This window comes from Thalassovita litoralis, assembly GCF_900182725.1.
Taxonomy (GTDB): domain Bacteria; phylum Pseudomonadota; class Alphaproteobacteria; order Rhodobacterales; family Rhodobacteraceae; genus Thalassobius; species Thalassobius litoralis.
Window position 1 is genome coordinate 91736 of sequence record NZ_FXTO01000008.1, and the last position, 12249, is coordinate 103984.

Below are 12249 nucleotides of genomic sequence, written 5' to 3' on the forward strand. Positions count from 1 at the left end.
GAACCATGACTGAAGCTAAATTTAAAACAGTTCCGCTTGTTTCACCGGTGACGTTCGAGGGCCGGGAGATCACCGAGCTCCGCATCACCAAACCCAAGGTCAAAGACCTGAAACGCATGAACACCGCACTGGACGGTGTGACAGACCCATTGGATCAGGGCATTGTCCTGGCTGCCACTCTGACGGGTTTGCCGGTCGATGCGATAGAAGAGCTCGATGCTGACGACTTCACCACGATCTCCGAGGTGATCGCGGATTTTTTCCCGCAGGCCAAGGGGCGCGGCAGTGGCGTGCCGTCATAGCGGAAACAGCCCATTGGCTGAACACACCCATCACGGCCTTTGACGACATGGACTGGTCAGACGTCGTGCTGTGGCACGCCGAGGCAAGGCGTCTTGGGCGTGATGCGAAAAGAAGATGACGCAACGCTGGGGCACTTGTTCCGCGCGCGCCTGAAGGCATGATCCATGACACAGCTCACATCCCAGCTCGTCATCGAGCTGCTCGACAAGGTGACCAGCCCCGCACGGCGCGCGGCCAATGCGCTGGCCGGCATCTCCAACACTGTGCAGGAAGCCAACGGCCAGCCCATCACCTTTGGCGACCGGCTGAATGCGGCGGTGACCCGTAACAACCGCGCGCTGGAGCACGCCCGGGGTGGTCTGGTCGATGCGGTTGCGGGTTTCTATGCGCTCAAGCAGGCCATCGGTGGCCCGGTTGAGGCTGCGGCGGAGTTGGAAAGCGCGATGGCCGATGTCCGCAAGGTCGTCGACTTCCCGACCCCTGAGGCGTTCCAGCAGTTCCAGCAGGATCTGTTCAATCTCTCGCGGGACATCCCCATCGCGGTGACCGGGCTTGCGGAGATCGCGGCTGCGGCGGGTCAGGCAGGCATCGCAGGCGATGACCTGATCCGCTTTACAGAGGCGGCGTCCAAAATCGGTGTGGCCTTTGACATCAGCGCCGCGCAGGCAGGCGGGTCGATGGCCAACCTGATGACCGCGCTGGGTCTAACCATCGACGAGACGGTGTCGCTGGCGGATGCGATGAACCACCTGTCGAACAGCCAAGCCTCGAGTGCTGCGGATATCCTCGACGTTGTCTCGCGGGTTGGTGCGCAGGCGACGATGTTCGGCTTCACCGCCGAGCAGACCTCGGCCTTTGCCTCGGCGATGCTGGCAGCGGGGGCACAGTCCGATGTGGCGGCGACATCGTTCCGCAATATGGGCGCGGCCCTCACCAAGGGCACGGCAGCGACAAAATCCCAGCGCGGGGCCTTCAAGGAGCTGGGGCTCGACGCGGAAGCGGTGGCCAAGAAGATGCAGGAGGATGCGGTCGGGACCACGATCGACGTCCTACGGCGGATCAGCCAGCTGCCGAAGGAACAGCAGGCGGCCATTTCCAGTCAGCTCTTTGGCAACGAGGCCCGTGCGCTCGGGCCTCTACTGACCAATCTGGACCTTGTGCAGGACACGCTCGGCATGGTGGCCGATGAGGCAAACTATGCTGGGTCTTCCTTTGCGGAGTTCGAGGCGCGGAACAACACGTTCCAGTCCAATATGCAGACGCTGTCGAACCGGCTGTTTGAGCTCAAGGTCAATATTGGCAATGCCCTGATTCCGGCGCTGACGCGGTTGGGCGAGACGATTGCGCCGCTTTTGACAAAGCTGGCTGACCTGGCCGGGGCGTATCCCAATGTCACATTGGCCGTGGTGGCTGCGACCGCAGCTGTGATCGGGTTCAAGGCGACGATGGCCGGTCTGCGCTTCGCCGGGCTTCTGGGACGCGGTGGCGTCTTGTCGCTGATCGCGGCGGGATACAACACCATCGGCCGGGCTGCGATCGGGGCGCGCGCGGCGGCCACCAACATGATCGGGCTACAATCTGCGCTGGCTGCGATGTCCGGACGGCCGTTGGGTACGCTGGGGCGGCTGCGTGCCGGGCTGAGTGGCATTGCGCTGGCTTTCCCGGGTGTTGGCGCGTTGTCCTCCGGGATTGCAGCCATCGGTGCAGCCGTGGCAACGATCTCGGCCCCGGTCTGGGGCGCGTTTGCGGTGACTGCCGCTGCCGTGGCTGCAGCTGGGGTGACCATCTGGAAATATTGGGATCGAATCAAAGCAATCCTGTCTGGTGTGGGCCAGGCCATTGCGGACAGGCTTCGCCCGCAGCTCGATTGGCTTGGCGAAAAGCTGTCTGTCCTGACCCCGCTAACCGATGGGTTTGGTAAAGCGTGGGACTGGGTCTCCGAAAAGCTGTCCGGCGTCCGTGAAATGCTCTCGACGGTGTTCACCAAGGAGACGCTCTCCGAGGAGGACATTGCACAGATCACCGAGCGCGCGCGGGAGGTGACCCAGAACATCATCGACTGGTTTGCGGGCATCCCGGCTGGGCTGGCCAAAGTGGGTGCCGATCTTGTCGCGGCGGGCTGTGACATCATCCAGTCGATCTGGGACGGAGCCACCGAGCGGTTCAACGCTTTTATCGCGTGGGTCGGTGGTATCCCGGGGCGCATCATTGACGCGATCGGCAGCATCGATCTGTCGAGCCTGATAACCTTCGGCGAGCCGCCGCGCTGGCTGAAATGGATGATGGGCGAGGAAGAGGCGGCAGGGCCGGCAGCTGGACCAGCAACAGAACCAGCAACCCTGCCGGCCGCACCGCCGCCTTCGCAAGCTGAGCTCGGGGCCCTTGATGGTGACCAGCGGGCTGCCGCGAAAACGCTGATGGCGGCGCGCGAGGCGGGCGACCTCCCGACGCCGGAACACCTCAACGACCTGTCCGATTACGCGGGTCAGCTCCGCGAGGAAATGGCCAGCGTACAGGCGCAGATCGATCAGATCGATCAGAACGGCCCGATGGGCGATACTCTCGCCGTGCCGCTACAGCGCGACCTACGGCAATTGCAGGAGGAATTGGCTGCCGTCGAGGTTGATCTAGAAACCGGTCGGCAGCGCGCGAACGAGGTCACCGAGGCGCTTCGTGTCCTCGGGGAAACCGAAGCCGAGCCAGAAATCAGCACTGCCTCGATCGACCGGGCGCTGGACCGGGTGAAACAGTTGCGGGCTGAACTCCGCGCTGCGGATCAAGGGGCAAGCACACCGGCTCCTGCCACACCCGATGTGGATGGCGCCCGTGCAAAAGGTGGCCCCATTGACCGGAAGGGCACTTATCTGGTCGGTGAACAAGGTCCAGAACTGATCACCCCGTCGCGCGCGGGCTTTGTGAATACGTTTGAGGCGGTGGCAGGACTGGTGCGCGCCATCAGTCAAATCCCGGCGGTGGCTGCATCCACGCAGGGTGCTGGTCCGCAGCTGATCGTGCCGACGCAAAGGGTTGTCAAACCGGGCGCGGCAGACATGCCGGAGACTCAGGCGGCTGTCCCATTTGCGCCCGACACTCCTGACCTGCAGCCGGCAACACAAACCTCGCCGGATGAGGCAAGCGCCGCACCCAGTGAACAGAAGGATGTCACCATCCAGGTCCATGTCGGCCAAATCACCGTGAGCCCCTCGATCACGACAACCGAGCGGGTCGACCCCGCGGCGCTCTCGCAAGCGATCACTGCGGCAATGCGCGATCAGGTGCGTGAGACCTTCCGGGGCGTGTTCGCGGATACAAGCATGAGGTTTGCGTGATGCTGATGATGCTGGGCCCGGTGCAGTTCGAGGTGATCCCCTTCAACACGAACACCTATGGCCATGACCACACGGCAGGCTTTGCCGAAAAGCCGGTCCTCGGGGTCCGTCCACCTTTGGAGTTCGTGGGGGAGGGCCCGGAAAGCTGGGGCATCAAGGCCAAGCTCTATCCCGAAACGTTCGGCGGGCTTGGCCATTTGCAGACACTCTATCAGGCCCGGGCCTCGGGCCGGCCGCAATACCTGATGCGTGGAGACGGCGCCGTGATGGGCTGGGTGGTCATTCTCGATGTGAAAGAACGCGCCACCTATCTCGACCCGAAAGGCGTCGGCAAGGTGATTGATGTCGATATCACCGTCAAACGCTGCGATGCGCCATCCTCGGGCAGCTTCTTCTCGCTGCTGGCGGACATATTCCTCTGGGCAACCCGATGACCACCATGACCGAAACCGTGACCGTCGAAGGCGACAGCTTGACCGTCTCCCTGATCGTCTGGCGCCGGTTCCACCGGCAGATGCCGAGGCTGGTCGAGGAGATTTACTACATCAACCCCGGCCTGGCTGAGTACGGCCAGACCCTGCCGGTGGGCGTCACCTTTGAGATGCCCATTCCAATCCCACGGGCGCAGCAGGTCCTGGACCCGATCACGCTCTGGTAGGAAAGGATCATCATGGGCAAGCGTGCGGTGTTCAACGTGACGGTGGCCGGCACCAATATCACCACCATCCTGCTGCCGGTGCTGATCGGCCTGCGGGTCTCCGACAAGGTGGGCACCCATACCGACAGCGCCGAGCTTGAAATCGACGACACCGACGCCCGGATCGTGCTGCCTCGGAAAGGCGCGGCCGTAGAGATCGCACTTGGCTGGGAGGACGAGGGGATGCGCGTGGTCTTTCGCGGCACCGTGGATGAGGTCAAATCCTCGGGCAGCCGCGGCGGTGGCCGGCGGATCATGATCTCGGCCAAGGGGATGGACACCACAGGACCCGCTAAGGAGGGCCAACAGCGCCACTGGGACAATGCGCCCATCGAGACCATCCTGCGCGATGCCGCGGCCTTTGCCGGCATCCCGACCGTCGAGGTCGACCCGGACCTGCGCCTGCTGCGCCGCGTTTACTTTGCCGCCAGTGATGAAAGCTTCGTGGCCATCGGCGAGCGTCTGGCCCGAGAGGTCGGTGGCAACTTCAGGATCGTGGGCGACCGCGCCATCCTCTCCAAGCGCAATGGCAATTATCAGGCCTTTGTTCTGGCCCGCTGGGGCGACACCCTGCACAGTTGGGACATTGCCCCGCAGCTGGGACGGCCGCAGTTCAATATCACCCGCGGCCGCTGGTATGACATGATCGCCGCCGACTGGCGGTATCTCGACAAGCCCGTCGGTCTCGACGTCCGGGCGCTCCATGCTGCGCGCTTTGCCAAGCCCTGGTTGCTCGAAACCGATCAGCAGACCGACAGTGACAAGGCCACCAGTGAGCGCGATGCCGGTGAGGGCACGGTCACCATCGAAGGCAATACCCGCGCCATCCCTGACGGGCTCTGTCTTGTCACCGGCACCCGGCCCGGGGTGGATGGCGCCTATCGCATCGAGACGGTGACCCACAGCTATACCCGCGCGGGTGGCTTTGTGACCGCGCTCGAGCTCAAGCAGCCCCAGCAGGGCGCCGGCGCCGATGCGCGGGAAGATGATGTGGCTCCTGTTGCGCCAGATCGGACACCTCCAAATGCTGACCCGGACGCAACCGGGCCATTTTGAACTGACACAGAGGCATCGTCATGCAGCAAGATTGGGTCGCCACCATTCCGTCACTCGTCTACTTCATTATCGGGCTGGGCGGTGTCGCCGGCGCCTTGCTGGCCATCGTCAAGCTGTGGCAGGTGATCCGTCCTGCAAGCCACAGCACCGAGCAGGATATCGAGCGTATCAAGGAGGATGTCCACGACATCCGCGGCCGGGTGGTCGCCCTCGAAATCGAGGTCGCCAAGATTGACCAACCCGCCATCGTCAAACGCTTCGACGGCATCGAGGGCAAGATCGACCGGCTCTACGAATTCCTCCTCGAGCGGTTCTCCGACAGCGCACCTGACCGAAAACGCTGAGGAAGGGCTATGATTTTGATCATTGGGCAGCGGCCTCTTGATGCGGATGAGATCAAGCCCATGTGGACTGCCATGAGCCTGTGGACAGAGGTGCCCCCAATGACGGATATCGCAGACATCCTGGCAGAGGTGATGCACTCACCTGAACCTGTGGGTGCCATTCGCGCCATGGTCTTGGCGCATGGCGGATCATGGGCCGATCCCGAAAACGTCAGTGGACTCTTCGAGGTGCAATTGGCCGGTCTGATCGGCATTGGGCCATCTGCGGCATCTGCTGTGGATGACTGGGTTTACCAAGCCAAAAGGCAGGTGGGCGGTAAAACCGACGTGAAAACGTAAACCCATCCCGCGCAGGCACACTTTACCAAAATCATCACAGATCACATGGCCGCCCTTTGGGGCGGCTTTTTGCATGCGGAAGGACCACCACATGACCCCCTATGAGATTGCACAGACCTATATCGGCACCACAGAAGGCCCGGGCCCGGAGAACAACCCAGTCATCATGGAGATGTACGCCTCTGTGGGCCACGATTGGGTGGAACATGACAGCGTGGCCTGGTGTGCCGCCTTTGTCGGCCACTGCCTGGAACAGGCCGGGATCCGCTCGACGCGCAAACTGACCGCGCGCTCTTATCTGGATTGGGGCGTGCCGGTCGACATCGCTGATTCGCAACCCGGCGACATTGGCATTATCCCGCGTGGATCGTCCAGTTGGCAGGGTCACGTCTTCTTTGTCGATCGGATCGAAGGCGGCTGGGTCTGGGGGCTGGGCGGCAACCAGGGGGATGCGGTCAATGTCAGGCGCTATCCTGTATCGAAGCTGCTTGGAATTCGTCGAGCAGGACACGTATCGCCGGCTACGCGCCTGTCCGTGCGCCAGGTGCAGAAGCGTTTGAAGGACCTCGGTTATCATGAGGTTGGCGTTGCCGACGGCCTGCTCGGACCACGAACGCGGGGCGCGATCCTGGCCTTCCGAGATGATCATGCATTGCCGCTGGTCCCGATCATCGATGTTGCTCTGGAAGAGGCCCTGGTAGCAGCAGAGCCGCGACCTGTCGCGCCGGAGCGTGCAGCCGGCATGCCAAAGCGTAGTCGCATTGTTGCTGCCAGTGACGCCCAGATCGGTGTCGGGCTTTTTGGTGTCGTTGGAACCGTGACAGCCCAGGCCGCACCGATCCTGCCAGACGCCGAAGCAGCGCAGGACGGTGTGGCGCGGTTTATCGATCTGCTCAGTTTGAACGATCGGCTGTCAGGACTGGCGCCATGGATTGGCCTGCTTTGCTTCGTCGTTGTGATCATTTGCGCCGTGCATGCCCGCCATGCCCGGATTGAGGATCACCGTCGCGGAAGGACGATGTGAACATGATGGGGTTGATCACCAGCATGCTGGCGGGGCTGTCGCGACGGGTGGCTCTTTGGTTCAGCCTCGGTCTGGCGTTGATCGCGGCGCTGGCAATCATGTGGCGTCGGGGCAGGGCGGCAGGCAAGGCCGCCTATGCGATCCGTCGCGCCGAGGCCAGCATTCGCGGGCTCACCACTTCGAGGGATATCCGTCATGAAGTTGAAACCTCTGATCCTGATGATCTCGATCGCCGCCTTGACCGCTGGATGCGGGATTGATCGGCGTTTCCTGCATGAGGATTGCGATTGGGCTCAGCCAATTCGCCCTGCGCGCGCCGACGTGTTGTCGGAAAACACCAAAGCCCAGATCCTCGCCCATAATGAGATTGGCGCGCGTCTGTGTGGGTGGCGCCCATGACGTTGACCCGTGGCTTTCAGTTGCGGCCGCAACAGTGCTTGTATTTGCGGCCCGAACCGCAGGAACATGGATCGTTGCGGCCGGGTCGCGGACCTGAACCGCCCCGGGTTTACCGGAGAGTAAAACACTCAAAGGATGAGCCCTATGACAAAGCAGAGATTCACCCCCGCCTATCCGGCCGAGCTTCGCGAACGCGGTGTTCGGATGTTTCGAGAGAACCGTGCCGATTATTCCAGCGATACGGCCGCCTATAAGGCCATCGCGCCGAAGCTTGGCTGTTCGCCGGACAGTCTGCGGGTCTGGTGTCAGCAGGCCGAACGCGATGCCGGGCAGCGGGCCGGTCTGACAAGTGCCGAGAAGGATCGGATCAAGGAACTTGAGCGTGAGGTCCGTGAACTGCGCCAGGCCAATGAGATCCTGAAGAAGGCCAGCGCATATTTCGCAGCGGCGGAGCTCGACCGCCCATTCCGCAAATGATCGCGTTCATTGATGATCGCCGTTGTGTCCATGGTGTCGGGCCGATCTGCCGGGTTCTGGGGATCGCACCATCGACTTATTACGCCTTCAAGGCCGTGGAGCGTGATCCGGATCTGGCATCGGACCGGGCCAGGCAGGATCAGCTGGACATGGCTGCGATCAAGCAGGCCTTCGAGGGCAGCGGGGGACGATATGGCGCGCGCAAGGTCTGGCACCAGCTACGCCGCAGCGGCCATGATATCGCCCGCTGCACGGTGGAGAGGTTGATGCAGGTCATGGGATTACAAGGCGTTGTGCGGGGCAAGAAGGTGATCACCACCAACCCCGATACGGCACAACCTTGCCCGGACGATAAGGTAAACCGAGCCTTCGTGGCGGACATGCCGAACCAGCTTTGGGTCAGCGACTTCACCTATGTTTCCAGCTGGCAAGGAATGGTCTACGTGGCTTTCATCATCGACGTCTTCGCCCGCAAGATCGTTGGCTGGCGCGTCTCGACCTCGATGACGACTGGTTTCGTCTTGGATGCCCTGAACTAGGCCATCTGCCAGAGGGCGCCGTCTGAGGCTGACAAATTGATCCATCACAGTGATCGTGGCAGCCAAGGCGGATTCAAGCGGTCGTCGCAACGGTTGATGCTTATTTCATGTTAGGACTTCTTCCAACGCCTCTGCGGGCGTTTTCCATCCGAGTGTTTTTCGGGGCCGATTATTCAGGGTGTATGCGACAGCATCGAGAGTGCTTTCATCATGGGCGCTGAGATCTGTGCCCTTGGGAAAGTACTGGCGCAATAACCCGTTGGTGTTCTCATTGCTGCCGCGTTGCCAGGGGCTTTGCGGATCGCAGAAAAAGACCTGGATGCCGGTATGTTCCTTCAATTGCTCATGTCGAGCCATCTCAGCACCTTGGTCCCACGTCAGCGATTTGCACAGATGCTTGGGGAGAGATTGAATAGATTTGGTGATGGCGTCTCGAACAGCTTCAGCTCCGTGTCCTGCGAGTGCGGGGCCGTTCTTCTTGCGCGGCCCGGTGCCATGACCTGGCATCGGTGGTAGGTGCAGTAGAAGGGTGAACCGCGTTGAGCGTTCCACCAGAGTGCCGATCGCCGAGCTCTTCAGCCCAAGGATAAGATCATCTTCCCAATGACCCGGGACAGCGCGATCATCTGCTTCGGCGGGACGTTCACTGATCATGATCTGATCGGACACAAATGGTTTACCTTTGCCCTTTCGCCGCGCTCGCGGGACACGCAACGCTCTTCCGGAGCGCAAACAGGCGACCAACTCTCGGCGTAGCGCGCCACGCCCCTGAATGAACAGGGACTGATAGATTGCTTCGTGACTGATGCGCATCATAGGGTCATCCGGAAAGTCCAGTGGCAGGCGGTGTGCGATTTGTTCCGGGCTCCAGGCAGTTGCCCATCTGCGATGTTGTCGGCGCACAGACCGTCTCTTCGTCCACGGCACATCAGGTCCAGCTATGATGTTCCCATTTGGGGCTGACACCTGACCCGAAAGCCGATCTTCAACATATTGCCGCAAGGCGTCGTTTTGCGCCAGTTTTGCCGCTTTGGGCCGACGCGCCGCACGATCCGCATGCCATTGAGCCGTGGTTGCGCGATACTCAAAGCCCCCTGAACGCGTCGCTGCATTCCGACGAAGTTCCCGGGAAATGGTAGAGGCAGAACGCCCGATCTTCCGTGCAATCGCGCAAACACCGAGACCCTGTGCTTTATACAACGCGATATCTTCGCGTTCGGCAAAACAAAGATACCGGCCGGAAAGCCACTGAGATGAATGTGCAAACTTTGATGGTGGCATGCCTCCGGCCTCTCGGAACCAACGACTGCCAACTGGGGCAGTCGCACCAGCTTGCACGCCAGCCTCTTCGCTGGAAACGCCTTGTTTGATCAGCGTCCAGAATATGACCTGCTGAGAACGTAACGCCGCCCGTGGCCGCCCTGGTGAAGATAGCTTAGTTCGTGTGCTGCGCGCCGAGGCGCGTTTGCGGTTTGTCATCACAACCTCCGATTTGGAACCGTTGCGACGACCGCTTGAATCCGCCCAATACCTGTCGATCCGATACACCGAGCGGCTCGCGGAGGCCGGCATCGATACCTCGGTCGGCAGCGTCGGCGATTCCTATGATAATGCCCTCGCCGAAAGCATCATCGGCCTGTTCAAAACCGAAGTCATCAAGTTCCTCGGCCCTTGGAAGTCGGTCGGTCAGGTCGAATGGGAAACCCTGAAATGGGTCGACTGGTATAACAACACCCGCCTTCACAGCGCCATCGGTTACATCACGCCACAAGAAGCAGAGGAGGCATTCTACGCAAGCTTGAACGCTGACGAAAAAGCAGCCTAACTATTGAACCAGAGACTCTCCGGTAAACCCGGGGCGGTTCAACCTGCTTTGAACGGTTGGCCCGGGAGGTTGGCTGGGACCTGCCCGGCGAGTTCGGGGCGAGATTGGTGGAGGATCGTCGCCACGCAGTTCGGGATCAGGTCGGGGGCTTCACGGTCGATCTCATCGATCTCTTCATCCGTGAAATTGCTTTTTCCGATGTAGATGTCCTGCAGTGCCATGATGAAGATCATCGTCGCCTGCGTTTCTTCATCTGCTGCATCCAGCAGGTGTGACCAGGTATCCGGTCTGAGGCCCATCGCGCGGGTAAACCCATCGACCCAGGGTTCCCAGAGGGTCTCATCGCTGTTGGGATCGACCTCATAGATAGGCTCAATCCAGAGCGAATGCGTGATCGCGTCGGCCACGGAGTTGTAATGGGCCATGACGGCACCGATTGTCTCTTCGGCTGTCCTCTGGTCGGGAAACCCGGCTTCGCCTGTTTCCCCCCAAACATGCGGCAACCATTCGGATGGTGGAATCACATCCGGACAGGCCAGAACGCCGGTCACATACCCATCCAGCTCGCTGAGCGTCATGGGCATGTTGTCCGTGGGCAGCGCATGCAGCAACACGCTGAGGCATCGGCCAAAAAATCGCGTTCAACCACCAGTTGCCCGATCTTGGCGTGCAGTTTCTCCACCTCTTTCTCGGAAACCGATTCTTCCGCCTTTGGCTTGGCGTCAAACGACCGCGCCATGTTGGCAATCGCAGTGCGTTTCCAGGCGTTGATCATAGTCGGATGCACTTCATACTTTTTCGACAGCTCTGCCGTCGTCAATTCTTCACGTATCGCTTCCAAGGCAACCTTGGCCTTGAATTCCGCCGTGTAACGCTTCTGTTTCGTCATCTTGAGGGTTCATCCTTCGTCAGTTGCCAGAGCGTAGCAACTGGTCCGAATTTCCGCGACCACCTCTGCGCCCGAAAAGATCGAGCTCTGGGGCGGTGAACCCTTCCTCTACTGGGCCAAGATCAAGCGGTTGGTGCCAGCTTTGGCGGCGCGGTTCCCCACGGCAGCCTTCTCGATCATCACGAATGGATCGCTGCTTGACCGAGAGAAGCTGGACTTCATTGCCGCCCATGACATCGCCATTACGATCTCCCATGACGGGCCCGGTCAGCATCTGCGAGGACCTGATCCCCTCGATGACCCGGATAGGCAGCGTTGGATTGAAGCTCTGCTGACTGAGCGGCCGGGGAGGACTGGCTTTAACGCAGTGCTGACGCGGGAGAACCATGATCTCAAGGCGCTAAAGACCTGGTTCGCCGAAAAGTTCGGACCCGACATCTTCGTCGGGCTCGAGGGCGTGGTGAATGTCTATGACGCGGCGACCGCCATCGGGACAGGGCGGTTCGAGCCCGCGGAGCTGAACAGCCTGACGCGGTCGATCTTCGAGGCACTGATCGACGATCCAAACGCTTTTGGTCTCGGGGAGCGCATCAACGAGTTCTACGCCTCGATCCAGCGTCGGCGGCCGATCGAGGCCCTCGGCCAGAAATGCGGGATGGACAGCCCCGACGCCATCGCCGTCGACCTGCGCGGGAATGTCATGACCTGTCAGAACACCGGTGCGAAGGGCGTACACAAGATCGGTCATGTGGCCGACTTCGACGCCATCGCGCTCGATACCGCGATGCATTTTGCCTTCAGAGAGGAATGCATGTCATGCCCCGTCGTTCAGCTCTGCAAAGGGTCCTGCATGTTTCTGGAAGGCGAGTTCTTCAAGCAGAGCTGCGCCAACGAGTTCGCTTTCAACATGGGGATCATGATGGCGGCGGTCTGGCATTTTACGGGGATGGTGGTGGTTGGGGTGAATGCCATAGATAATGAAAACTGACTTTTGTTCGTGAAATGTTCTCGTTATGGCGCGCTCCAAT

12 protein-coding genes, 4 pseudogenes and 1 other annotated feature are annotated in these 12249 nt (G+C 60.9%); of the genes and pseudogenes, 12 read left to right on the plus strand and 4 right to left on the minus strand.

Features of this window, described 5'->3' with window-relative positions:
* The first annotated feature begins 5 nt into the window (after positions 1–5).
* The 9 genes from FN828_RS08795 to FN828_RS08835 all read left to right on the plus strand — a co-directional run bounded on the left by FN828_RS08795 (position 6) and on the right by FN828_RS08835 (position 7352).
* Positions 6–302 carry a phage tail assembly protein gene (locus FN828_RS08795; RefSeq protein ID WP_142493027.1) on the plus strand — a complete coding sequence of 99 codons (297 nt, stop codon included), beginning with the start codon at positions 6–8 and terminating at the stop codon, positions 300–302.
* A gap of 165 nt (positions 303–467) precedes the next feature.
* Positions 468–3632, plus strand: a complete 3165-nt coding sequence (locus FN828_RS08800) for a phage tail tape measure protein (RefSeq protein WP_142493028.1) — start codon at positions 468–470, stop codon at positions 3630–3632.
* Positions 3632–4066, plus strand: coding sequence for a phage tail protein (locus FN828_RS08805; protein WP_142493029.1), 435 nt, complete (start codon positions 3632–3634; stop codon positions 4064–4066). Before FN828_RS08800 ends, FN828_RS08805 begins: the two co-directional genes overlap by 1 nt.
* A complete protein-coding gene (locus FN828_RS08810; RefSeq protein WP_142493030.1) occupies positions 4063–4290 on the plus strand; it encodes a tail protein X in 228 nt (75 codons plus the stop codon). The genes FN828_RS08805 and FN828_RS08810 overlap by 4 nt, the downstream gene beginning before the upstream one ends.
* 12 nt (positions 4291–4302) lie before the next feature.
* The gene (locus tag FN828_RS08815) at positions 4303–5385 is read left to right on the plus strand and encodes a phage late control D family protein (protein WP_142493031.1); all 1083 of its coding nucleotides are present in this window, start codon (positions 4303–4305) and stop codon (positions 5383–5385) included.
* Between the two features lie 20 nt (positions 5386–5405).
* Positions 5406–5729: a hypothetical protein gene (locus FN828_RS08820; protein WP_142493032.1), complete on the plus strand. Its 324-nt coding sequence runs from the start codon at positions 5406–5408 to the stop codon at positions 5727–5729.
* Between the two features lie 9 nt (positions 5730–5738).
* A complete protein-coding gene (locus FN828_RS08825) occupies positions 5739–6068 on the plus strand; it encodes a hypothetical protein (protein ID WP_142493033.1) in 330 nt (109 codons plus the stop codon).
* A gap of 91 nt (positions 6069–6159) precedes the next feature.
* The gene (locus FN828_RS08830; protein WP_142493034.1) at positions 6160–7092 is read left to right on the plus strand and encodes a C40 family peptidase; all 933 of its coding nucleotides are present in this window, start codon (positions 6160–6162) and stop codon (positions 7090–7092) included.
* 2 nt (positions 7093–7094) lie between these two features.
* On the plus strand, positions 7095–7352 hold the full coding sequence (locus FN828_RS08835) for a hypothetical protein (protein ID WP_142493035.1): 258 nt from the start codon (positions 7095–7097) through the stop codon (positions 7350–7352).
* A 155-nt stretch (positions 7353–7507) separates the two neighbouring features.
* On the opposite strand, the pseudogene FN828_RS21090 reads toward FN828_RS08835, so the two are convergent.
* A pseudogene (locus FN828_RS21090) lies at positions 7508–7570 on the minus strand (SEC-C metal-binding domain-containing protein); the annotation flags it as partial.
* 65 nt (positions 7571–7635) lie between these two features.
* On the opposite strand from FN828_RS21090, the pseudogene FN828_RS21095 reads away from it, so the two are divergent.
* Positions 7636–8573, plus strand: a pseudogene (locus FN828_RS21095) (IS3 family transposase); the annotation flags it as partial.
* Positions 7923–8039 (plus strand) — a sequence feature (AL1L pseudoknot). It overlaps the preceding pseudogene by 117 nt.
* A gap of 39 nt (positions 8574–8612) precedes the next feature.
* Here FN828_RS21095 and FN828_RS08860 read toward each other — a convergent pair.
* Complete coding sequence (locus FN828_RS08860) at positions 8613–9986, minus strand: IS30 family transposase (protein WP_142493039.1); 1374 nt, start codon at positions 9984–9986, stop codon at positions 8613–8615.
* Positions 9987–10029: 43 nt separating this feature from the next.
* Here FN828_RS08860 and FN828_RS08865 point away from each other — a divergent pair.
* Positions 10030–10332 (plus strand): annotated as a pseudogene (locus tag FN828_RS08865) (integrase core domain-containing protein); the annotation flags it as partial.
* Positions 10333–10370: 38 nt separating this feature from the next.
* Here FN828_RS08865 and FN828_RS08870 read toward each other — a convergent pair.
* Together FN828_RS08870 and FN828_RS08875 are read right to left on the minus strand one after the other, a co-directional pair.
* Positions 10371–10910, minus strand: coding sequence for a UPF0149 family protein (locus FN828_RS08870; RefSeq protein ID WP_235891439.1), 540 nt, complete (start codon positions 10908–10910; stop codon positions 10371–10373).
* A gap of 47 nt (positions 10911–10957) precedes the next feature.
* Positions 10958–11221: pseudogene (locus tag FN828_RS08875) on the minus strand (transposase); the annotation flags it as partial.
* Positions 11222–11363: 142 nt separating this feature from the next.
* Between FN828_RS08875 and FN828_RS08880 the strand changes: the two are divergent.
* The gene (locus FN828_RS08880) at positions 11364–12209 is read left to right on the plus strand and encodes an SPASM domain-containing protein (protein WP_142493043.1); all 846 of its coding nucleotides are present in this window, start codon (positions 11364–11366) and stop codon (positions 12207–12209) included.
* The last annotated feature ends 40 nt before the right edge of the window (positions 12210–12249 follow it).